We start from the raw sequence: 20,486 nt of genomic DNA on the forward strand, positions 1-20,486 counted from the left end.
CCGGCTCAGTGGCCCGGGCTCAGCGGCTCTCGTAGTGGCTCGGCCGACCGTGGTGCATCACCAGTCGGCCGAGCCGCGCGGCCTCCTCGTTGCGCCGCAACTCCCAGCTGCCGTCCGGCCGGTGGAGCACCGCCGAGTGCCAGGGCGTCATCCAGGCGTCGGCCGCCTCCAGCAGTCGGATGCCGAACTTCAGCACCCCGGCGGGCTGCGGGTGGATCGATAGCCGAACCGACCGCGGGTGCTGTTCGGCGATCAACTCGCCCCAGGCACGGCTGCGCTGGATCACCCCGTACGCCCGGCGGCGGCACTCCCGCTGCAAGGCCGACTTGGTGCCGGGGAAGCCCACGGTGTCCTCGGTGAGGAAGCGGGTGATGCCGCGGTAGAGCCGCAGCGTCTCCTGCTCGGTCACCACCTGCTCACGCAACTCCTCGACGCTCGGTGCGTACCACTCGTGCACCCGGGCGCGCTTCTCGTCGTACGGCAGGTCGCCGAGCACCGCCCGCAGATCGAAGGTGGCGAGGTGGCGCAGGCCCTCGCGCTCGATCATCGCGGTCAGCTCGTCCGAGTACTCGTCGATGTGCTCGTCCGGGACGTTGATCAGGTCGCCGAAGATGTGTCCGTCCGAGCAGATCAGGATCCGCGCGCCGGGCGGGTATATCCGGCCGATCCGGGCGCACAGCTCGTCGAGGAAGGTCAGGGACAGCCGCTCGCCCTCGTCGGGCAGGTGGCCGAGCACCTTCGCCGGGTTCGGTGACTTGCACGGGAAGCCCGGCAGGGTGAACACGATCGGGTCACCGGCGGCGATGAAGTCCGCCAACTGTGCGAGCTGGAACGGGAAGTGCTCGGGCCGAGCGTCGAACTCCGGGTCGGAGGCGCGGCGGTGCGGCAGCAGTAGGCCGAGGACGCGGGCGGCGAGCTGCGCCGTCGACCGCTGCTCGGGGGTGCTGGTGGCGACGGGGGCGGTGCCGACGGGCGGCATGATGGGTCTCCTCCACGGATGGGCGGGCGGACGGGCTGCGGGCAGGCGGAGCCGCGCGGGTGGTGCCGGCGCTGGTGTTCAGACGCGTCGGTGCTCAGATGCGCCGGTGGGCTGGTGGGCTGGCGTTCAGGTGCGCCGGTGCTCAGCTGCGCCGGTCGTAGGCGACCGGCAGCCGGTTGACACCGCGGGCCAGGACGGCGGGGATCCAGGCGAGTTCGTCCAGACCCTCCCCGGCCGTCTCGGCGGGGCGCAGCCCGGGCAGTCGGGAGAGCAGGGTGCCGACGGCGATCTGGAGTTCGGCCCTGGCCAGGGCGGCGCCCGGGCAGTAGTGGATGCCGTGGCCGAAGGCCAGGTGGGCGTTGGGCGTGCGGTCGAGGTCGAGGCGGTCGGCCTCGGGGAACTGGTCGTCGTCGCGGTTGGCGGCGCAGAGCGAGACGATCACCGAGTCGCCGGCCGGGACGGCGGTGCCGAACAGCTCGCTGTCCTCGGCGAAGAAGCGCCACGTGGTGAGCTCGAACGCGGCGTCGTGGCGCAGCAGTTCCTCCACCGCGCGGGCCAGCCGGCCGGGCTCGCCGAGGTTCTCGCGCAGCGCGGCGAGCTGCTCGGGGTGGCGCAGCAGGGTGATCAGCATGGTGGTGATCTGGTTGGTGACCGGCTCCTGCCCGGCGACCAGCAGCTGGAACACCATCGAGTCGAGCTCCTCGCGGCTCAACTCGCCCTCGTCGTGGGCCGCGACGAGCCGGCCGAGCAGGTCCTCGCCCTCCGTCCAACCCGGGGCCCGGTAGTCGGCGCGCTTGTGGGCGACGACGTCGGCGATGTACGTCTGCAGGCCGCGCAGCCGGGCCTCGTAGGCCGGGCGGCCCGGGTCCTGTGGGCCGACCGGCTGCACCACCTTGCCCCAGTCGCGGTCGAAGCGGCCCGCCAACTCGGCGGGCAGGCCGATGACTTCGGCGAGCACCTGGAAGGGGTAGTGGGCCGCGAAGCCCGCCACCAGGTCGGCGCCGCCGGTGGTGGGCAGGTCGTCCACCAGGTCGTCGGCGAGCTCCTGCAGCCGGGGGCGCAGTGCCTCCACCCGGCGCGGGGCGAAGGCGTCCAGCACCAGGCGGCGCATCGAGGTGTGCTTGGGCGGGTCCTGGTGCAGCAGGTGGACCTGGAGCTGTGAGTGCTGCGGCTCCGGCATGATCGACGCCAGTCGGCGCCAATTCCCGTTTCCCAGAGTGTGGTTCTTGCCGAGCCGGGGGTCGTTGAGGGCCGCGTGGGCGGCCTGGTAGCCGGTGACCAGCCAGGCGTGGATGCCGCTCGGGAACTCCACCCGGTGCACCGGCCCGGCCTCGCGCATCCGGCGGTAGAGCGGGTACGGGTCGGTCTTGTATGCCGCGCCGTACAGCGGGACGGGGCTGGGGAGTCGGTCGTAGCCGTACGGGCAGCGCGGGGCGTCGGGTGCGGTCTCGGCCTCGGCTCCGGCCGTGCCGGGGTCGTGGGCGGTGTCGGTCATGGGTGTGCTTCCTCCGGTGAGGCGGTTACGGGTGCGAGGCCGTTACGGGTGCCTCGCGCTATGCCTGCGCGCGGGGGCGGTGCAGGGCGAGCAGGACCACGGCGGTGGCGGCGATCACGGTGGCCAGGGCGATGCCCGCGTGGGTGCCCGTGGTGGCGCGGTCGCCCGCCAGGGCGGCGGCGGTGGCCAGGGCCGGGCCGAGCGCGAAGCCCAGACTGCGGGCGAGTTGGACGGCGGAACCGGCGGTGGCCAGCTTCCCGGACGGGGAGGCGGACATCACCAGGGCCTGGGTGGGGCCGCCGTTGAGGCCCATCCCGGCACCGGCGAGGGCGAGTCGCGCGGAGATGTCGAGGGAGGACCAGTCGGCGCCCACCGGGACGAGCAGCGCCAGGCCGAGGGTGGTGGCGGCGGCACCGGTGAGGGCCGTCGGTCGGGCGCCCCAGCGGTCGGCCAGCCGCCCGCCGAGCCGTCCGGCCAGCACCATCCCGAGCGGGAAGGCCAGCATGGTCAGCGCGGTGGCGGTCGCGCTCTCGCCCTGCGGGCCGCGCAGGTGCTGGACCAGCAGGTACTGGCAGGCCGCGAAGCCGGCGGCGAGCGCCAGCACCGAGGCGTTAACCCCGGCGGTCCCGGCGGCCCGCAGCACCTCGGCGACCGGCCGGCCGCCGGGGCGGCGCAGCCACAGCAGCACCAGCGGTACGGCGGGCAGTGCGAGCAGCAGCCACTGCGGGGCCTGCGGCGCCAGGGTGAGCCCGAGCAGGACGGCGGCCACCGCGGCGCCGATCAGGGCGGAGTCCCCGAGCGAGCCCCGCTCGGGTGGCCGCAGCCCGCCGCGCCGTGGGGCGTTCCGCCGCACGATCAGCACGGCGGCCAGACAGACCGGCAGTTTGACCAGGAAGATCGCCCGCCAGCCGAGGTGGTCCAGCAGCAGACCGCCGACCACCGGGCCGGTGACCGCCCCCAGTGGGCCGAGCGTCGCCGGCACGCTCATCGCCCGGCCGCGCAGCTCGGGCCGGACGGAGGTCGCGGCCAGCACCGGCATCAGGACGAACAGCACGGCACCGAAGGCGCCTTGCAGCAGTCGTGCCGCGATCAGCCAACCCGCCCACGGGGCAAGGGCGGCCAGCACGCTGCTGCCGGCGAAGCAGCCGACGGCGAGCAGCAGCGCGGACCGGGTGCCGACCTGGTCCAGCCACCGCCCGGCGGGCAACAGCAGGGCGACGAGGGGGAGTTGGTAGCCGAGGACGGCCCACTGGGCGACCCCGGCGGTGACGTGCAGGCCGGCGGATATGTCGGTGAGCGCCAGGTTGACCACGTTCATGTCGAGCATCGCGACGAACGAGAGCAGCCCGGCGGCCACGACCAGGCTCCACCGATCGACCGGTTCTACCTGACGGGCCGTCGGTGATGGCTTGGTCGAGGGCTGGTGCGCCGACATGAAGTCCTCCGTTCCCCCGTTGCTGTACCGGGCACCGCCTCGGCGGCGGGGTCCGGTACAGCAGTCGGGGGCGCGGCGGCTCCAGTTCCGAACACTTGGGGGAATTTTTGCGAGAGGCGCCTTTCGGCGAACAGATAACAGCCGACAGATTTCGAAATCTGTTGGCTGTTATCTGTCATCTGCAATCTGTTATCTGTCCCCAGTGCGCTGTCGGCTGCCCCCTGCTCAGCAGGCCGCCGCGAGCTCTCCGGTCTCGGCCGCCCGCAGTCGCGCCATCAGCTCCTCGCGCGCCCGGGCGACCCGGGAGCGGACGGTGCCGACGGGGCAGCCCGCGACCTCCGCCGCCTCGGCGTAGCTCAGGCCGACCACCTGGGTCAGCACGAAGGCCTCCCGCCGCTGCGCGGGCACTCGGTCGAGCAGGTCGCCGAGGGCGATCCCGTCCTCGAACCCGGCCATCGGGGTGGCGCCCTGCCGCTCCGCCGCCTCCTGCCAGTCCGGCAGCGCCGCGCAGCGCGGCCGGGCGGCGGCCATCCGGTACCGGTCGATCACGGTGCGCCGGGCGATGGACAGCAGCCAGGTGCGGGCCGAGGAGCGTCCGGCGAAGGCTGGCAGGCCCCGCAATGCGCGCAGGAAGGTTTCCTGGGCGAGGTCGTCGGCGGACTGGACGTCCGTTAGGTGGGCGACGAAGCGCCACACGTCCCGCTGGGTCGCGCGGACGAAGGCCTCGACGTCCGCCGCCCGGCCCGAGCGGGCGGTCAGCGCGAGCGCGGTGAGCTGGTCGTCATCCACGGAGGCCTCCCGCCCGGCCCGCCGTCCCGGCGCACCGGCCGTGCGGGACGATGGTCACATGAGATGCGCGCAGTTCCGTACCGCTCTGTCCGCCCGGCTCGACGGTGAATCGAGCGGCCTGTCGGACGCCCGGCTGGACAAGCACCTCGCGCGCTGCACCGGCTGTCGGGAGTGGCACGACCGGGCCGAGCGGCTGCGCGGCCAGGTGTGGGCGGCCGCCACCGACGGGCCGTCGCCGGAGTGGTCGGCCCGGCTGCTGGCCCGGCTGGAGGCGGAAGGTCCGGTCGGTCGCGCTCCAGGGGGCCCGCAGGGCGCGGAGCGGTAGGACGGTGGCGCGGGCCGGAGCCGGTGCGCCGTCGTAGTGAGGCATGGGAAGGTCCCGAGGGGAAGGCTGGGAACGGCGCCGCGCGCAGCGGCACCGCAGACGTCCGTGGGGCGATCGCGCGGCACACCACACCTCCCGCAGGAGGCGTCGGCGAACGCGGGCCCGAACCCTGCTCGGCACGGTGCGTGGCCGCACTCCGGCACAGCGACCCAAAGGTCCTGCGGCAGCGGGGCGCGACGGACGACGGCACGACAGGGCGACCTGCCCGTCACGGAGGTCCCGGCAGCGGCCGAGGTCGGCCGGGGGGAGGGGCGCGGCGGGCGCGTCAGCAGGCGAGGGCGAACGCCGGCGGGCCGCGCCGGACGACGGCGTGCGTGAGCAGCGCCGGCCGGGGCAGCCGAGCAGGTCGGTCGGCGGGTCGGGGCGGTGCCGGTGGCCGGTACCCGAAGGGGCGGGCGACCAGTGCCAGCAGCGGGAGCAACAGCGCCCCCGCGACTACGCTCCCGAGCGCGCCGAGCAGCTCGAACAGCCGCACCAGCGCGACGTCACCGCGCCAGAGCAGCAGCGCACAGGCCAGCGCCGCCAGCACGTGGGCGACCGCCATCCCCGGCGACATGCCGTGCGACATGCCGGGGGGCATCCCGTGCGTCATCCCACCGGACAGGTCACGCGACATCCCCGACGGCATCGCGTGGGACGTCCCGGGGGACATGCCCGGCATCCCAGGCATCCCCGTCATTCCGGGCAGGTCCGCGTCCATGGGCATCCCGTCGACCGACCCGGCCGCCGCCCCGTGGTGCATCCCCGCCAGGGGGCGCAGGCTGCCGGTCGTCGGCGGGACGTCCGGGTCGATGCCGGCCACCCGTGCCAGCTCGACGGGGGAGAGTCCGCCCGGCGCCCGGTCCGGGTTGCAGAGCAGCAGGGCGGCCCAGTCCGTGGTGGCGAGCCGGCCGAGACCGCCGCCCCCGCGACCGAACGACCCGGCCTGCTCGAACAGCAGGTGCAGCGCGCTCTGCGCCGCGACCATCCACGCGCTGATCACACCGAGCCCGCGCGGCTTCCAGGCCAGCAGCCAGGTCAGCCCGAGGACCGCCCCGAACGCGCCGAACAACACCGGCGCCGAGACCCCGTCCCCTGCCATGGCGACGTGCGCCGTAGCGGCCATCGCCACGCACAGCGCGGCGAAGACCGCGGCGCGCAGCAGGCGGATCCGGTCGGTCATCACGATGGCACTCATCGTCGCACCCGCCTTGCCCGGCCCGTACCGCACCCTCCGGTATTGGCCGGTTCCGTCCCGTGAGACCATGCCCGGCTTCCCGACCTCCCGGCTTCCCGGCTTCCCGGCCCCGACCTCCCGACCTCCCGGCATCCCGCCGGCCCGGTCGACCGCCGGCCCGGTCGACCGGCGGGCCGGCCGACCGGCGGGCCGGCCGACCGACAGGTGAACGGATCAGCCGCTCATAGCACCCATTTATGCAGCCGTCGATGCGACTTGACATCACGCACCCCCTGCTCACTAAATGTGCGCACGCCGACACGGATCGTACGTGCCGGAAGGGAGCAAACCGGAAGCAGGAGGCAGGCCCATGGACGCCCTGACGCAGATCTCCGCGGCCACCCCGGCCGCCCCGGCGTCAGCCACCCCCGACCTTGCCGACCCCCACTTCTGGCAGCTGCCCGCCCCCGCCCGAGCCGCCGCCTTCGCCGAGCTGCGCCGCCGCCCCGCCCCGGTGTACTTCGGAGACCGTGCCACCGGTCGCGGCTTCCACGCCCTGGTCCGGCACGCCGACGTGGTCGAGGCCAGCCGTACCCCCACCGTCTTCCTCTCCGGCCCGGGCGTGACCACCCCCGAGCCGGCCCGCTGGGTCCGGGTGCTGTTTGGCGACTCGATGGTCAACCTCGACGACCCCCGCCACGCCCAGCTGCGCCGGATCGTCTCGCGGGCCTTCACCCCGCGGCTGCTCGGCCGGGTCGAGGAGGACGTCCACCGGATCACCACCGCCCTGGTGGACGCGGTCGAGCGTGGTCGGCCCGAGGACTTCGTCAGTGCGGTCGCCGCCGAGCTCCCCTTCCAGGTGATCTGCACCATGATGGGCATCCCCGCGGAATCGCGCCGCGCCATCCTCGACCTGGTCAACCGCACCTCCGAGGACATCGGCGTGGCCCGTCCGCTGCGCCGCCGGTTCCGGGTGCCCGGGCGCGGGCTGGCGGCGCTCGCCCGGATGCAGGGCATCGTCGCCGGGATCGGCCGCGAGCGCCGCCGCCGGCCCGCCGAGGACCTGATCTCCGCGCTGGTCACCGCCGACGTGGACGGCCGCCGGCTCACCGGCCGCGAGCTGGGCGCCTTCTTCACCCTGCTGTTGGTGGCCGGGGTGGAGACCACCCGCAACGCACTGGCCCACGGCCTGCACCTGCTGACCGTCCACCCCGAGCAGCGGGCCTTGCTCCTCGCCGACCTGGACGGGCGGCTCGACGGCGCGGTGGACGAGATCGTCCGGCACGCCGCGCCGATCATCCAGTTCCGCCGGACCGTCGCGGTGGACCACGAGCTGGGCGGCCCCGGCGGCCCGCTGCTGCGGGCGGGGGAGAAGGTCGCGCTGTACTACGGCTCGGCGAACCGGGACGAGACGGTCTTCCCCGACCCGGACGCCTTCGACATCACCCGCAGCCCCAACCCCCACCTCGGCTACGGCGGCGGCGGACCGCACTACTGCCTCGGCGCCCACCTGGCCCGGCAGGAGATGGCGGCGCTGCTGCGCGAGCTGTTCACCCGGCTGCCCGACGCGCGGTCGGTCGGCGCGCTGGAGCTCGTCCCGTCCAGCTTCGACCACCGGGTCCGCTCGCTGCGGTTCACCTTCTGAGCGCTCGCCCGGCCCCGGGCCGGACTCCTCGCCCGGGCCCTTGCTCGAACCCTTCGTCCGGGTCCTCGCCCGGGCCCGCGTTTGCGCCCTCGATGATCCGTCAGGCGAGCTCCCAGACCGCGTCGTCGTGCGCGGAGAGCACCTGGCGCGGCCCGTGCTCGGCCACCCGGTCCAGCCAGGCCCGGTACCCGGGCAGCGGCGCGGCCGCCCCCTCGCGGGTGGCCTGCCGGGCGAGCATCGCCTGCCCGTACTCGGTGGCGAAGTCGTACGCCTGCCCGGCCAGCAGGACCGTGCAGTCGCCCAGCCGCTCGACCAGCAGGGACTGGTGGCCGTCGGTGTGTCCTGGGGCGGGCAGCACCGCCGCCCGGCCTGCCCTACTTCCTCACTTCCTCGTCGCACCCGCCCTGATCTGCGTGAATACCGGTGAACCGGACGGCATGCCGCCCGGGCGGGGAGGGGGGTCGGCGCCCAGTGGCAGGCGTCACGGCGGGAGCGCGGGCAGCAGAGCACAATGCCGGACATGACAGATCGTCCGATGCCGTCCGGGGGCGGGCCCGCCGACCGTCTGACCGCCGACCGTCCGACCGCTGACCGTCCGACCGCTGACCGGCCGACCGCCGACGCCTGGGCCGCCCTCGGCGGACCGGCCGAACTCCTAGACCGGGTGGGCTTCCACGGCCCGCAGGACGTCCTGCCCTCCGGTCTGCCGGTGCGCCGGCTCGCCCGCGCCACCGTGGCCGCCTGCTCGCTGGCCGCCGCCGAGCTGGCCGCGCACCGCGCGGGCGGGCCCGTCCCCGCCGTCCGGGTGGACGAGGGGGCCGTTGCCACCGCCTTCGTCAGCGAGCGGCACCTGGCGATCGACGGCCGTACGCCCGTCGGCTTCGCCCCGCACTCCGGGTTCTGGCGCACCGCCGACGGCTGGGTCCGTACCCACGCCAACTACCCGCACCACCGGGACCGGCTGCTCGCCAGCCTCGACCTCGCCCCGGACGCCGGGCCCGACCAGCTCGCCGAGGCGCTCGGCAAGTTGCCGGCCGAGCAGGTGCAGGAGCGCGCGTACGCGGCGGGGGCGCTCGCCGTGGCGGTCGCGCCGGTGAGTGCGGCCGTGCACCCCCTGGTGGAGCGCCGGGAGACAGGGTCCGCGACCGCCCGTCCGCTCGGCGCCGCCCCGGTGGACCGGCCCGCCGTCGGGATCCGGGTCCTCGACCTCACCCGGGTGATAGCCGGACCGATCGCCACCCGCACCCTCGCCCTGCTCGGCGCCGACGTCCTGCGGATCGACTCGCCCCGGCTGCCCGAGGCCGAGGACGCCCACGCCGACACGGGCTTCGGCAAGCGCTCCACCCGCCTGGACCTCGCCGACCCGGCCGACCGCGCCGTCTTCGAGGGCCTGCTCGACACCGCCGACGTCGTCGTCTCCGGCTACCGCCCCGGATCCCTGGACGCCCACGGCCTCGCCCCCGACGCGCTGTTCGCCCGCCGCCCCGACCTGGTCCTCGCCCAGCTCTGCGCCTGGGGCTGGACCGGTCCGTGGGCCGGCCGCCGCGGCTTCGACAGCCTGGTCCAGGCCGGCGTCGGCCTCGCCGCCCACGAGGCGGCCCCCGACGGCCGCCCCGGCGTCCTGCCCGCCCAGGCCCTCGACCACGGCACCGGCTACCTCCTCGCCGCCGCCGTCCTGCGCGCCCTCACCGACCAGCGCACCGACCGCCCCGGCGGCCGCCACCTGCGCTTCTCCCTGGCCGGCACCGCCTCCTGGCTGCTGCACGGCATCGAGCCCGAGCCGGCGGCCGCACCGCGCCTGGGCACCGAGCCGTACGACCCGGCGCACTGGCTCACCGAGACCGACTCGGCGTACGGACGGCTGCGGCACGCCCTGCCGCCCATCGGCTACCAGGGCGCGCCCGTCGACTGGGCCAGCCCGCCCGGGAGTTGGGGGACGGACACGCCGGTCTGGCGCTGAGCGACCAAGGGTGCGGCGGGCGCTGTCAGCGGGGTCTGACAGCATCCTGCGCATGACCGCCGCACGCGCCACCGACTACACCTGGTTCGAGAAGCGCTACCCCGTCCTGGGTGAGGCCTACTGCCTCACCCAGGTCCAGGGACTCGGCGCCGACGAACTGCTGCGCCGCTTCCACGCCCTGACCGGCCGGGAGGTGACCGGGCTGGACGCGGTGCTCGCCGCCTGGGAGACCTTCGACGACGGGGAGGACGAGGAGGCCGAGGAGCTGTTCGACCCGGACGAGGACCGGATCCTCGTCGCCGTCGCCGAGCTCGACGGCTGGGCGCTCGCGGTCGAGCCGTACGGCTACCTCGGCAGCCTGTACGAGGTCGTCCCCCGGCTCGGCGAGGGCACCCGGCTGGTCTCGCACTTCCGGAACGTCAACGCGGCGGACCACTTCCACTGGTGGGAGCACGGCACCTGCCGGCTGGACTTCGAGCCGCTCTTCGTTGACCAGCGGAACGGCACGGACGCCGAGGCCCCGGGCACCCCGGAGCTGCTGACGGCCTGCGGCTTCCAGCTCGACGGGGAGCGCTACGAGCTGCACACCGAGGCCGCGTTCGCGCTCGCCGAGCGGCTGACCGACGTCCGGCTCAGCCCGGAACGGCTGGAGGCCGCCACCTTCCGGCTCGGCTACGCGCCTCGGCCGTAGCGGTGGAGGGGGTAGCGCGGCGCCGGGAGCGGTGGCGGCCTTCTCGACCAGCGGCCTTCTCGCGCAGCCGCGGCCTGGCGGCCGGTCAGACCCCCGAAGGGATCCGCTTGGCCCGGCTGCGCATCTGGAGGGCCGTCGCGATCTCGACCACGCCTAGGATCAGCAGCCAGCACCCGGCCAGCACGGTGAGCGCGGCGATCGAGCCGACCGGCCAGACCATCAGCAGCACGCCGGCCAGGGTGTTGGCTACACCCGCGAAGGCCTGCCAGCCGCGGGCGGGCATCAGCGGGTCGGAGATCGCGGCGGCGAACTGGGTGATGCCGCGGAACAGCCAGCCGATGCCGATCCAGAGCGCGAGCAGCAGCAGCGACTGCGCCGCGCTGCGGAAGCAGAGCAGCCCGAGCAGCACGCTGATCGCGCCGCTGATGAAGGCCAGCACCCGCATCGCGGTGGTGGCGTGGGTGCCGAACGCGGCGACCAGCTGCACGATGCCGATGACCAGCAGGTAGAGGCCGAACAGCACGCCCACCACCAGCAGCGTCTCCCGGGGCCAGGCGAAGACGATGACGCCGAGGGCGAGCGAGGCCACACCGGCGGCCAGGAGCACCTGCCAGGCGGCCCTGGCGAGCATGCCGAGCGGGCCCTGGACCGGGGTGCCGTCGGGGGTGGTGATCGGAGGGGCCACGGTGAGGTACTCCTCGGGTATGGGGGCGGAGAGCGCACCCCAGCCTCATCGTTCCGCCGTCAGGCGGCGCGTTGGGTGCGTCCGTTCGAGTGACTTCTGACGGTTGCCGGAATGACACCCTCCGGTCACTCGCTGTCGATATCATCCGTCGGTATGACGTCTGAAGGGTGGGGGCCCCCTCCGGTCGAGCCGATCAGCCAGCACTACATCGTCTGCGGGGGCAACGCGCTGGCGCACCGGCTGGTCCTGGAACTCGTCGAGCACTACGAGGTCCCGGTCGTCGTCCTGGTCGCCGACCGGACCCGCGACCACGCGCCGCAGATCGAGCAACTCCCCGGTGTCGCCGCCGTGGTCGAGTACCCGAGCGTCACCGAGGAGGCGCTGCGCGCGGTGTCCATCGGCACCGCCCGTGGACTCGCCCTGGTCGAGGGCGGCGACCAGGAGAACATCCACGCCGCGCTCAGCGCCCAGGACCACAACCCGGACATCCGGATCGTGTTCCGGATGTTCAACCAGCGACTCGGCGAGAACATCCAACGGCTGCTCAAGAACGGCGCCGCGCTCTCCGGCTCCGCCACCGCCGCCCCGGCCTTCGCCGCCGCCGCGCTCGGGCGACCCAACGCGGTCGAGGTCGACGGACGGTACCTGCACATCGCCTTCGACGACGCCATCACCTCCGACCGGATCTGTGTGGTCGCCGACCAGATCGACCGGCAGGACCTCAGCAAGATCCGTCTGCTGCCGGAACAGGAGGGGGACTCGGCCCAGTTCGTCCGCCTCGCCCGGGAGTTCGGCGACGACGGACCGGTCCTCCCCGGCGGGGCGCACCGTGAACCGGTGGTGCCGGCCGCCGAGCCCGCGGAGACGCCGGGCGGGAGAGCCGCGCTGCAGGCGCTGCCCGTCGAACCCCGGGAACCGATCAGCTGGGCACGACGGCTGCGCTGGCGGGTGCTCGACACCATGCGATTCTTCACCAGCGCCCGGATGCGGCTGGTGCTGCTCACCGCGCTCGCCGCGGTGCTGATGGCCTTCGGCGTGCTCTGGTACCTCAACCGGGACTTCGGCTGGACCGTCTACATCTCGCTGCTCGACCTGGCCGGCGCCGCCCAGCCTGACCAGCAGGCCGACATCGCCGCCGGGACCGGGACGGGCGGGATCTGGCAGCGGGTCGCCCAGGTGGTCATCACCATCTGCGGGATCACTTTCGCGCCGGTCGCCACCGCCATCGCGGTCGAGGTGCTCGGCTCCGGACGGCGCGGGCTGCCCCGTAACCCCAGCGCGGGCACCCGGGACCACGTGATCGTGGTCGGGCTCGGCAACGTCGGTACCCGCGTCGCGACCCAGCTGCACGAGCTGGGCGTGCCGGTGGTCTGCATGGAACGGGACCCGCGGGCCCGCGGCATCGCCGCCGTCCGGGCGCTCGGCATCCCGGTCGTGCTGGGCGACGGGCCGTTCGAGGAGCAACTGCGCCGTGCCCGGCTGAAGCACAGCCGGGCGGTGGTCGCGGTCAGCGGGGACGACGCCACCAACCTGGAGGCGGCGCTGGAGGCGCGGCACGGCAATCCCGAGGTGCGGGTGGTGGTGCGGCTGTTCGACGACAACTTCGCCGGCCACTTCTACAAGACGCTGGACAACGCGGCCTCCAGGTCGGTGTCCTACCTGGCCGCGCCTGCCTTCGCGGCCGCCCTGATGGGCAGCGAGGTGCGCGGGACGCTGTCGGTGTTCCGGCACGTGCTGCTGATCGCCGAGCTGGCGGTGGAGGACGGCAGCGGGCTGATCGGCCTGAACCGGCACGACCTGGAGGACCCGGGCGGCGTCCGGGTGATCGCCGTCCGCTTCGCGCGCAGCACGCACCTGCAGTGGAACTTCCCGGACCGCACCCGCCGGCTGACCCCGGGCGACCGGATCGTGGTCGCCGCCACCCGCAGCGGGCTGGCACGGCTCAACACGGTGCTGGTGGAGGAGGGGTGAGGCGCGCGGCCGGGGGCGGGTGACGGCGGACTGGTGACGGCCGACCGCGGACGGATGGCCGCGAACAGATGACAGCTGACAGATTTCAGATGATGAAATCTGTCAGCCGTCATCCGTCAGTTGTTCGCCGTCAGCGGTTCTCGAACTTCGGCGGGCGCTTCTCGGCGAAGGCCGACATGCCCTCCTTCTGGTCCGCCGTGGCGAAGGCCGCGTGGAACAACCGGCGCTCGAAGCGGACACCCTCCGCCAGCGTGGTCTCGAAGGCGCGGTTGACGCTCTCCTTCATCATGATCGCCGCCGGGGTGGACATCGCCGCGACGGCCTCGGCGGTGGCCAGCGCCTCGTCGAGCAGCTGGTCGGCCGGGACGATCCGGGAAACCAGGCCGGCCCGCTCGGCCTCCTCGGCGCCCATCATCCGGCCGGTCAGGCACAGCTCCATCGCCTTCGCCTTGCCGACCGCCCGGGTCAGCCGCTGCGAGCCGCCGATGCCCGGGATCACACCGAGCTTGATCTCCGGCTGTCCGAACTTCGCGGTGTCCGCCGCCAGCAGGATGTCGCACAGCATCGCCAGCTCGCAGCCGCCGCCCAGCGCGAAGCCGGCCACCGCCGCCACCACCGGCTTGCGCAGCGCGCCGATCCGGTCCCACGGGCCCAGCCAGTCGTCCAGGTAGACGTCCGGGAAGTGGTTGCCCTGCATCTCCTTGATGTCGGCGCCGGCCGCGAAGGCCTTCTCCGACCCGGTGATCACCAGACACCCGATCTCCGGGTCCCGGTCGAAGGCGGTGGCGGCCGCCACGACCTCGTTCATCAGCTGGGTGTTCAGCGCGTTGAGCGCCTTGGGCCGGTTGAGCGTGATCAGGCCCACCCGTCCCTTGCGCTCGACCAGGATCGTCTCGTAGGTCTCGGTCATCGCCGTCGACTCCCATTCCGCTGCTCGGCGCCGCGCGGGCGCGCCCTGACCACCCAACGATCTACGACGCGCCCCACCTCGCGCCAGTCTTGACATGCGAGACGCCGGTCACGAGCGTGGCGGAGTCCCCGGCACCGGGTGGGTCATGGCGGCTCCAGGCGTTCCGGGGAGAGGAGTCGGTGGGATCCGGGCGGGCTCGGGGTCAGGCCAGGCCCAGCTCGTCGTCCTCGCGCGGGGCGAGGAAGCGTGCGACGTCAGCCTCCGTCACCTCGGCGAGCGTGCGCGGGGACCACTGCGGGTTGCGGTCCTTGTCGACTACCTGGGCGCGGATGCCCTCGACCAGGTCGTGGCCGTCCAGCGCGGCGCAGGAGATGCGGTACTCCTGGTCGAGCACGGCCTTCAGTGAGGGCAGCGTACGGGCCCGGCGCAGCGCGGCCAGGGTGACCTTGACGGCGGTGGGGGAGTTCCCGAGGACCAGCCCGGCGGCCTCCTTCGCCTCCGGCACACCGGAGTCGAGCAGTCGCTCGACGATCTCCTCGACGGTGTCGGCCGCGTAGCAGGCGTCGATCCACTCGCGCCGGGCGGCGAGTTCGGCGGGCGGTGCGGGCTCGGCGTGCGCGGCGACGGCGGCGGCCGGATCCGCGCTGCCGGCGAGGGCGTGGAGCAGCTCGGGGAGGCGTGTGGACGGGACGTAGTGGTCCGCGAAACCGCAGAGCAGGGCGTCGCCGGGGCCCATCGAGGCCGAGGTGAGTCCGAGGTGGGTGCCCAACTCGCCCGGGGCGTGGGCGAGCAGGCGGCTGCCGCCGACGTCGGGGACGAGCCCGATCCGGGTTTCGGGCATCGCGACCACGGAGCGCTCGGTGACGATCCGCACCGCGCCGTGCGCGGACAGGCCGACGCCGCCGCCCATGGTGATGCCGTCCATCACCGCGACGTACGGCTTCGGGTAGTCGGCGATCACCGCGTTCAGCCGGTACTCGTCGCGGAAGAAGGCGCGGGCGCCGGCCCCGCCCGCCTTGGCGTCGTCGTGCATCGCGCGGATGTCCGCACCGGCGCAGAGGCCGCGCTCGCCGGCGCCGGTCAGCACGACGGCGCGCACTCGGTCGTCTGCGGCCCAGTCGTCCAGGGTCGCGCGCAGGGCGGTGATCATGCCGTGGGTCAGGGAGTTGAGCGCCCGCGGGCGGTTGAGCACGATCCGGCCGAGGCCGCCGTCGCCGTTCTCGTCCAGGAAGGCCTGGACCTCCGCCACCGCTACGCTCATCGGACCCGCTCCCGTCCCTCGGTGATGTGGACTTCCGCGCTCCACCGTACCGGGGTGGGCGGGTGGTCGTGATCGCTGGGCCGGGACCGGGTGGCTCGGTGGCTACGGCCAGGCGCGCAGGGCGTGTTCGGCGGTGCGGGCCAGGTCGTCGGCGGTGGCGCCGTCGCGGGCCTGCTGGGACATGCCCTGGATCACCGCGGTGAGGTGTGCGGGCGGCCGCGCCTGGGGCGGGTCGGGGTGCCGGCCGTCGTGATAACAGCTGACAGATGATGAAATCTGTCAGCTGTTATCCGTTGGCTGTCATCTGTTATCCGTCGCGACGGGCACGCGCCACTACCCTCGCACCCGCCCGGTCACCTCGCCGAACCCGACCACCGCGCCGTCCGGCCCCGGGGCCGTGGCGGTGATGGTGACCTCGTCGCCGTCCTCCAGGAAGGTCCGGGTCGTCCCGTCCGGCAGCTTCACCGGCTCCTCGCCGTTCCAGGTCAGCTCGATCAGCGCGCCCCGGGTGTCCGGCTCCGGCCCGCTGACGGTGCCCGAGGCGAACAGGTCGCCCGTGCGCAGCGAGGCGCCGTTGACGGTCATGTGGGTCAGCTGCTGCTGCGCCGTCCAGTACATCGCGGCGAACGGCGGCCGGGAGATCGGGTGCCCGTTCAGCCGGACCTCCATCGCCAGGTCCAGGCCCCACGGCTCGTTGCCCCGGTCGTCGAGGTACGGCAGCGGCTCGACGTCGCGCTCCGGCGGCGCGACCCGGGCGTGCTGCAGGGCGTCCAGCGGCACGATCCACGGCGAGACCGAGGTGGCGAAGGACTTGCCGAGGAAGGGGCCGAGCGGCACGTATTCCCAAGCCTGGATGTCGCGCGCCGACCAGTCGTTGAGCAGGCAGACGCCGAACACGTGCTCGCGGAAGTCGTCCAGCACGACAGGCCGCCCCAGCTGCGAGGGCGTGCCGACGACGAAGCCGACCTCGGCCTCGATGTCCAGCCGGCGCGACGGCCCGAAGGTCGGCGCGGCGTCGGTCGGCGCCTTGCGCTGCCCGTGCGGACGCACCACCGGCGTGCCGGACACCACCACGGTGCCCGCCCGGCCGTGGTAACCGATCGGCAGGTGCTTCCAGTTGGGGGTGAGCGGCTCCGCGCCCGGGCGGAAGATCCGGCCCAGGTTGCTGGCGTGGTGCTCGGAGGCGTAGAAGTCGACGTAGTCCGCGACCTCGAACGGCAGGTGCAGCTCGACCTCGTCCGCCGGCAGCAGCGCGGGCGAGAGCGCCTCGCGGAAGGACTCGTCGGTCAGCCAGGTGGTCAGGTCGGAGCGCACCTGCGTCCAGACCGAACGTCCGGCCGCCATCAGCGGGTTGAGCGAGTCCGCCTCCAGCAGCACGGACGGCGCCCCGGCGGCGCGGGCGGCCGCCGCGGCGTCCAGCACGAAGTCCCCGACGCGCACGCCGATCCGGCGCCGGCCGGGTTGGTCGGCGGCGGTGAAGACGCCGTACGGCAGGTTGTGCACGCCGAACGGCGAGTCCTGGGCGCTGGCGAGCCAGCTGCGCGGGCTGCTGGGGGTGGTGCTCAACGGTCCTCCTGGGGCAGTGGATCGGGCGACGACAGCAGGCCGAGTACGGCCAGATCGCCCAGCGGCTCGGCGATGCTGCAGGTGCCGAACGCGGTGAACGAGTTGCGGATCACCGTAACCTGACGATCGGTCAGCGCGCGTGCCGCCTTGGCCAGCGCCTCGCCGTCCCGCTCCGCCAGCACCGCCGCCGCGGCCGCCCGGTCGGTCTCCTGCGCGGCCAGCAGCACGTTCAGGAAGCCGTGGTGCTCGAAGCCGGTCTCCGGGTCGGTGTGCCGGACGGCGTTGTGCAGTCCGGCCGTGCACTTGTACGGCAGGCCGCGCAGCGCGCAGCCGGTGAGGAAGGCGGCCAGCTCGTCCTCGTCCGGGAACGCCTCCGCGACCAGCCCGCCGGTGCGGAACTTCGCCCGGTACGGGCTGTCGACCAGCATGTCCAGCACCGCGTCCAGACCGTCCCCGCGCAGGAGTTCGCGCGGCAGCTCGACGGCGGCCGGTACGTGCGGCGGCAACAGCCGGTCCAGTTCGGCGACCGCCTCGGCGGCATCCCGGGTGGCCAGTTCGACACCGGCCAGCTCGAACGGCGCGGCGGCGGCGAGCGCCTGGGCGAGCTCCGCGCTGCCCCCCGGCAGCACGAGCCCGACCCTGAGCGGCGTGGCGCCCGTCTCCGCCGCACCCCTCGCGGCCGCGGCGTCCACGGCGGCTGAGGCCGGGGGCACCGCGCCGCCCGTCACCACGGCGGCCAACTCGCCCAGCCGGCCCGCCCCGCAGAGGAACGGGCCGACCGCCTCGGCGTACCAGGCCGCGCGGTGGGCGCGGTGCGCGGGCACCGCCTCGGCGATCGGCAGGTTCCCCGGGGGGAACACCGCCGCGTCGTCGAAGAGCCCGCGGAACAGCTCGGGGATCACGCCCGTGGAGACCGCAGCGCTCATCGTCCGGGCCCCCGACCGGCCCAGGTCCAGGCGTAGTTGTCGTCCTCGCTGGCCCGTCCGCCCTCGCCGAGCTCCAGCGGCCGGAAGGTGTCCACCATGACGGCCAGCTCGTCGAAGAAGTCCACGCCGATGCTGCGCTCGTACGCGCCCGGCTGCGGCCCGTGGGTGTGCCCGCCCGGGTGCAGCGAGATCGAGCCCTGGGCGATGCCCGAGCCCTTGCGGGCCGCGTAGTCACCGCCGCAGTAGAACATGACCTCGTCACTGTCCACGTTGGCGTGGTAGTACGGCACCGGGACCGACAGCGGGTGGTAGTCCACCTTGCGGGGGACGAAGTTGCAGATCACGAAGTTGTTGCCCTCGAACACCTGGTGGGCCGGCGGCGGCTGGTGGATCCGGCCGGTGATCGGCTCGAAGTCCCGGATGTTGAAGGCGTACGGGTACAGGCAACCGTCCCAGCCCACCACGTCGAAGGGGTGGTGCGGCACGGTGTAGCGGGTGCCCGAAACCCCGTTCGGGCCACGGTGCTTGACCAGCACGTCGACGTCCCCGGGGGTGTCGACCACGAGCGGCCCGACCGGCCCGCGGAAGTCCCGCTCGCAGTACGGCGCGTGCTCCAGCAGCTGCCCGTACTTGGACAGGTAGCGCTTGACCGGGGTGATGTGGCTGTTCGCCTCGATGCAGTAGGCGCGCAGCGGCTCGTCCCCGGAGGGCACCCAGCGGTGGGTGGTGGCCCGTGGGATGATCACGTAGTCGCCCTGGCCGACCTCGATCGAGCCGAAGACCGTCTCGACCGTCCCCGAGCCGGACTCCACGTACACGCACTCGTCGCCGAGCCCGTTGCGGTACAGCTCGCTCGGGGCCCCGGCGGCGACGTACGAGATCCGCACGTCGCCGTTGCCGAGGACCAGACGGCGGCTGTTCACGACGTCCGCGGACTTCCACTCCTGGCCCGCGAACAGCTCGTGCAGCTTGAGGTGGCGGGGGAGCAGGGGATGGTTGGGCACCGTGGACTGGTCCGGCAGCTCCCAGGGCGCCGCGTTGACCACCGCCGAGGGGATGCCCCGGTGGTAGAGCAGCGACGAGTCGGAGGAGAACCCCTCCTCGCCCATCAGCTCCTCGTAGTACAGCCCGCCTTCGGGTGTGCGGTGCTGGGTGTGCCGCTTGGGCGGGATGTTGCCCAGCTGCCGGTAGTACGCCATCTCCGTGCTCCTCCTCGACCGTCCGTCAGGGCCGGCGTCAATCAGGGTAGGCCGACGCTCACAGGTTGCCGCGACGGTCCTGCTCGCGCTCGATGGACTCGAACAGCGCCTTGAAGTTGCCCTTGCCGAAGCCCAGCGAACCGTGGCGCTCGATGAACTCGTAGAAGACGGTGGGGCGGTCGCCGATTGGCTTGGTGAAGATCTGCAGAAGGTAGCCGTCCTCGTCGCGGTCGACCAGGATGCCGCGCTTCTTCAGCTCCTCGATCGGCACCCGGACCTTGCCGATCCGCTCGCGCAGCTCCGGGTCGTCGTAGTAGGCGTCCGGGGTGTTGAGGAACTCCACGCCGCGCGAGCGCAGCACGTCCACGGTGGTCAGGATGTCGTTCGTGGCGAGCGCCATGTGCTGGCAGCCGGGGCCGGCGTAGAACTCCAGGTACTCGTCGATCTGGGACTTCTTCTTGGCGATGGCCGGCTCGTTGAGCGGGAACTTCACCCGGTGGTTGCCGCTGGCGACGACCTTGGACATCAGGGCGGAGTACTCGGTGGCGATGTCGTCGCCGACGAACTCGGCCATGTTCACGAAGCCCATGACCCGGTTGTAGAACTGGACCCACTCGTCCATCCGGCCCAGCTCGACGTTGCCCACGGCGTGGTCGAGGGCCTGGAACAGGCGCTTGGGCGAGCCCTCCGGGTGGGTGACGCCGCTCTTCGCGGTGACGTAGCCCGGCAGGTACGGGCCGCTGTAGCGGGAGCGGTCGATCAGGGTGTGGCGGGTCTCGCCGTAGGTGGCGATGGCCGCGCGGCGCACGGTGCCGTTCTCGTCCGAGACGTCGTTCGGCTCCTCCAGGACGGTGGCGCCGGTCGCCCGGGCGTGCTCGATGCACTTGTCGACGTCCGGGACCTCGAGGGCGAGGTCGACCACGCCGTCGCCGTGGCGGCGGTGGTGGTCCAGCAGCGGGCTGTCCGGCTGGACGCCGCCCTTGATCACGAAGCGGCAGGAGCCGGAGCGGAGCACGTACGCCTTGCGGTCGCGGCGGCCGGTCTCCGGACCGGAGTAGGCGACCAGCTCCATGCCGAACACGACCTGGTAGAACTGCGCGGTCTGGGTGGCGTTGCCGACCACGAAGACGACCGCGTCCTGCGCGGTGACCGGGAACGGGTCGGTGCTGGCGTCGTGTTCGACGAGGCCGACGAGGCGGCGCAGCTGGTCGGCGTCGAGACCGGCCTCGCGCTCCTCGGGGGTCAACTCAAGGGCGTGGGACTGCGTGGTCATCGCTCGTTCCTCCACTCTGGGCCTCGGCGCTGAGGCTTTTGCTGGATCGCGTGGATCGCGGCCGCACGGCGAACGGATGCGCGGTGCGGATGGCGCAGAGCTTGCTCCTGTCGGGGTGGTTGGGCAACAGGTCGATTTTTCACTGCTCAATGTGTACAAG

18 protein-coding genes are annotated in these 20,486 nt (G+C 73.5%); 5 read left to right on the forward strand and 13 right to left on the reverse strand.

The window, feature by feature from the left end; translation table 11 throughout:
- Window positions 1-19: 19 nt before the first annotated feature.
- The 4 genes from ACZ3UD_RS27290 to ACZ3UD_RS27305 all read right to left on the reverse strand — a co-directional run bounded on the left by ACZ3UD_RS27290 (window position 20) and on the right by ACZ3UD_RS27305 (window position 4,698).
- Window positions 20-979 carry an L-tyrosine/L-tryptophan isonitrile synthase family protein gene (locus ACZ3UD_RS27290; protein WP_465593004.1) on the reverse strand — a complete coding sequence of 320 codons (960 nt, stop codon included), beginning with the start codon at window positions 977-979 and terminating at the stop codon, window positions 20-22.
- 142 nt (window positions 980-1,121) lie between these two features.
- Window positions 1,122-2,474, reverse strand: coding sequence for a cytochrome P450 family protein (locus tag ACZ3UD_RS27295; RefSeq protein WP_465593007.1), 1,353 nt, complete (start codon window positions 2,472-2,474; stop codon window positions 1,122-1,124).
- A 58-nt stretch (window positions 2,475-2,532) separates the two neighbouring features.
- Window positions 2,533-3,909 carry an MFS transporter gene (locus tag ACZ3UD_RS27300; protein ID WP_465593010.1) on the reverse strand — a complete coding sequence of 459 codons (1,377 nt, stop codon included), beginning with the start codon at window positions 3,907-3,909 and terminating at the stop codon, window positions 2,533-2,535.
- Window positions 3,910-4,134: 225 nt separating this feature from the next.
- Window positions 4,135-4,698 (reverse strand): sigma-70 family RNA polymerase sigma factor, encoded by a 564-nt coding sequence (locus ACZ3UD_RS27305; RefSeq protein ID WP_465593012.1) that lies wholly within the window; start codon window positions 4,696-4,698, stop codon window positions 4,135-4,137.
- Window positions 4,699-4,756: 58 nt separating this feature from the next.
- Between ACZ3UD_RS27305 and ACZ3UD_RS27310 the strand changes: the two genes are divergently transcribed.
- Window positions 4,757-5,023 carry a zf-HC2 domain-containing protein gene (locus ACZ3UD_RS27310; protein WP_465593014.1) on the forward strand — a complete coding sequence of 89 codons (267 nt, stop codon included), beginning with the start codon at window positions 4,757-4,759 and terminating at the stop codon, window positions 5,021-5,023.
- A gap of 325 nt (window positions 5,024-5,348) precedes the next feature.
- On the opposite strand, the gene ACZ3UD_RS27315 is transcribed toward ACZ3UD_RS27310, so the two are convergent.
- Window positions 5,349-6,260: a hypothetical protein gene (locus ACZ3UD_RS27315; RefSeq protein WP_465593016.1), complete on the reverse strand. Its 912-nt coding sequence runs from the start codon at window positions 6,258-6,260 to the stop codon at window positions 5,349-5,351.
- A gap of 349 nt (window positions 6,261-6,609) precedes the next feature.
- Here ACZ3UD_RS27315 and ACZ3UD_RS27320 point away from each other — a divergent pair, with 349 nt between their 5' ends.
- Complete coding sequence (locus ACZ3UD_RS27320; protein ID WP_465593018.1) at window positions 6,610-7,884, forward strand: cytochrome P450; 1,275 nt, start codon at window positions 6,610-6,612, stop codon at window positions 7,882-7,884.
- A gap of 100 nt (window positions 7,885-7,984) precedes the next feature.
- Here ACZ3UD_RS27320 and ACZ3UD_RS27325 read toward each other — a convergent pair whose 3' ends face one another.
- Complete coding sequence (locus ACZ3UD_RS27325) at window positions 7,985-8,242, reverse strand: hypothetical protein (RefSeq protein WP_465593021.1); 258 nt, start codon at window positions 8,240-8,242, stop codon at window positions 7,985-7,987.
- A 162-nt stretch (window positions 8,243-8,404) separates the two neighbouring features.
- Between ACZ3UD_RS27325 and ACZ3UD_RS27330 the strand changes: the two genes are divergently transcribed.
- Together ACZ3UD_RS27330 and ACZ3UD_RS27335 are read left to right on the forward strand one after the other, a co-directional pair.
- The gene (locus ACZ3UD_RS27330) at window positions 8,405-9,844 is read left to right on the forward strand and encodes a CoA transferase (RefSeq protein WP_465593024.1); all 1,440 of its coding nucleotides are present in this window, start codon (window positions 8,405-8,407) and stop codon (window positions 9,842-9,844) included.
- A gap of 52 nt (window positions 9,845-9,896) precedes the next feature.
- The gene (locus ACZ3UD_RS27335) at window positions 9,897-10,535 is read left to right on the forward strand and encodes a DUF6461 domain-containing protein (protein ID WP_465593027.1); all 639 of its coding nucleotides are present in this window, start codon (window positions 9,897-9,899) and stop codon (window positions 10,533-10,535) included.
- Window positions 10,536-10,620: 85 nt separating this feature from the next.
- On the opposite strand, the gene ACZ3UD_RS27340 is transcribed toward ACZ3UD_RS27335, so the two are convergent.
- Window positions 10,621-11,220 (reverse strand): HdeD family acid-resistance protein, encoded by a 600-nt coding sequence (locus ACZ3UD_RS27340; RefSeq protein ID WP_465593030.1) that lies wholly within the window; start codon window positions 11,218-11,220, stop codon window positions 10,621-10,623.
- A 153-nt stretch (window positions 11,221-11,373) separates the two neighbouring features.
- Here ACZ3UD_RS27340 and ACZ3UD_RS27345 point away from each other — a divergent pair, with 153 nt between their 5' ends.
- Window positions 11,374-13,191, forward strand: a complete 1,818-nt coding sequence (locus ACZ3UD_RS27345; RefSeq protein ID WP_465593033.1) for an NAD-binding protein — start codon at window positions 11,374-11,376, stop codon at window positions 13,189-13,191.
- A gap of 130 nt (window positions 13,192-13,321) precedes the next feature.
- Here ACZ3UD_RS27345 and ACZ3UD_RS27350 read toward each other — a convergent pair whose 3' ends face one another.
- The 6 genes from ACZ3UD_RS27350 to hppD all read right to left on the reverse strand — a co-directional run bounded on the left by ACZ3UD_RS27350 (window position 13,322) and on the right by hppD (window position 20,326).
- Complete coding sequence (locus ACZ3UD_RS27350) at window positions 13,322-14,101, reverse strand: enoyl-CoA hydratase (RefSeq protein ID WP_402939226.1); 780 nt, start codon at window positions 14,099-14,101, stop codon at window positions 13,322-13,324.
- Window positions 14,102-14,303: 202 nt separating this feature from the next.
- Complete coding sequence (locus ACZ3UD_RS27355) at window positions 14,304-15,362, reverse strand: enoyl-CoA hydratase/isomerase family protein (protein ID WP_465593036.1); 1,059 nt, start codon at window positions 15,360-15,362, stop codon at window positions 14,304-14,306.
- A gap of 333 nt (window positions 15,363-15,695) precedes the next feature.
- Window positions 15,696-16,928 carry a fumarylacetoacetase gene (gene fahA / locus ACZ3UD_RS27360; protein WP_465593039.1) on the reverse strand — a complete coding sequence of 411 codons (1,233 nt, stop codon included), beginning with the start codon at window positions 16,926-16,928 and terminating at the stop codon, window positions 15,696-15,698.
- A complete protein-coding gene (locus ACZ3UD_RS27365) occupies window positions 16,925-17,854 on the reverse strand; it encodes a hypothetical protein (RefSeq protein WP_465593042.1) in 930 nt (309 codons plus the stop codon). The genes fahA and ACZ3UD_RS27365 overlap by 4 nt, the downstream gene beginning before the upstream one ends.
- Entirely contained in the window at window positions 17,851-19,053 is a 1,203-nt protein-coding gene (locus tag ACZ3UD_RS27370) for a cupin domain-containing protein (RefSeq protein ID WP_465593045.1), read from the reverse strand. The genes ACZ3UD_RS27365 and ACZ3UD_RS27370 overlap by 4 nt, the downstream gene beginning before the upstream one ends.
- 58 nt (window positions 19,054-19,111) lie before the next feature.
- Window positions 19,112-20,326, reverse strand: a complete 1,215-nt coding sequence (gene hppD, locus ACZ3UD_RS27375; RefSeq protein WP_465593048.1) for a 4-hydroxyphenylpyruvate dioxygenase — start codon at window positions 20,324-20,326, stop codon at window positions 19,112-19,114.
- Between the last annotated feature and the right edge of the window lie 160 nt (window positions 20,327-20,486).

The organism is Kitasatospora sp. NPDC023118 (genome assembly GCF_055560875.1).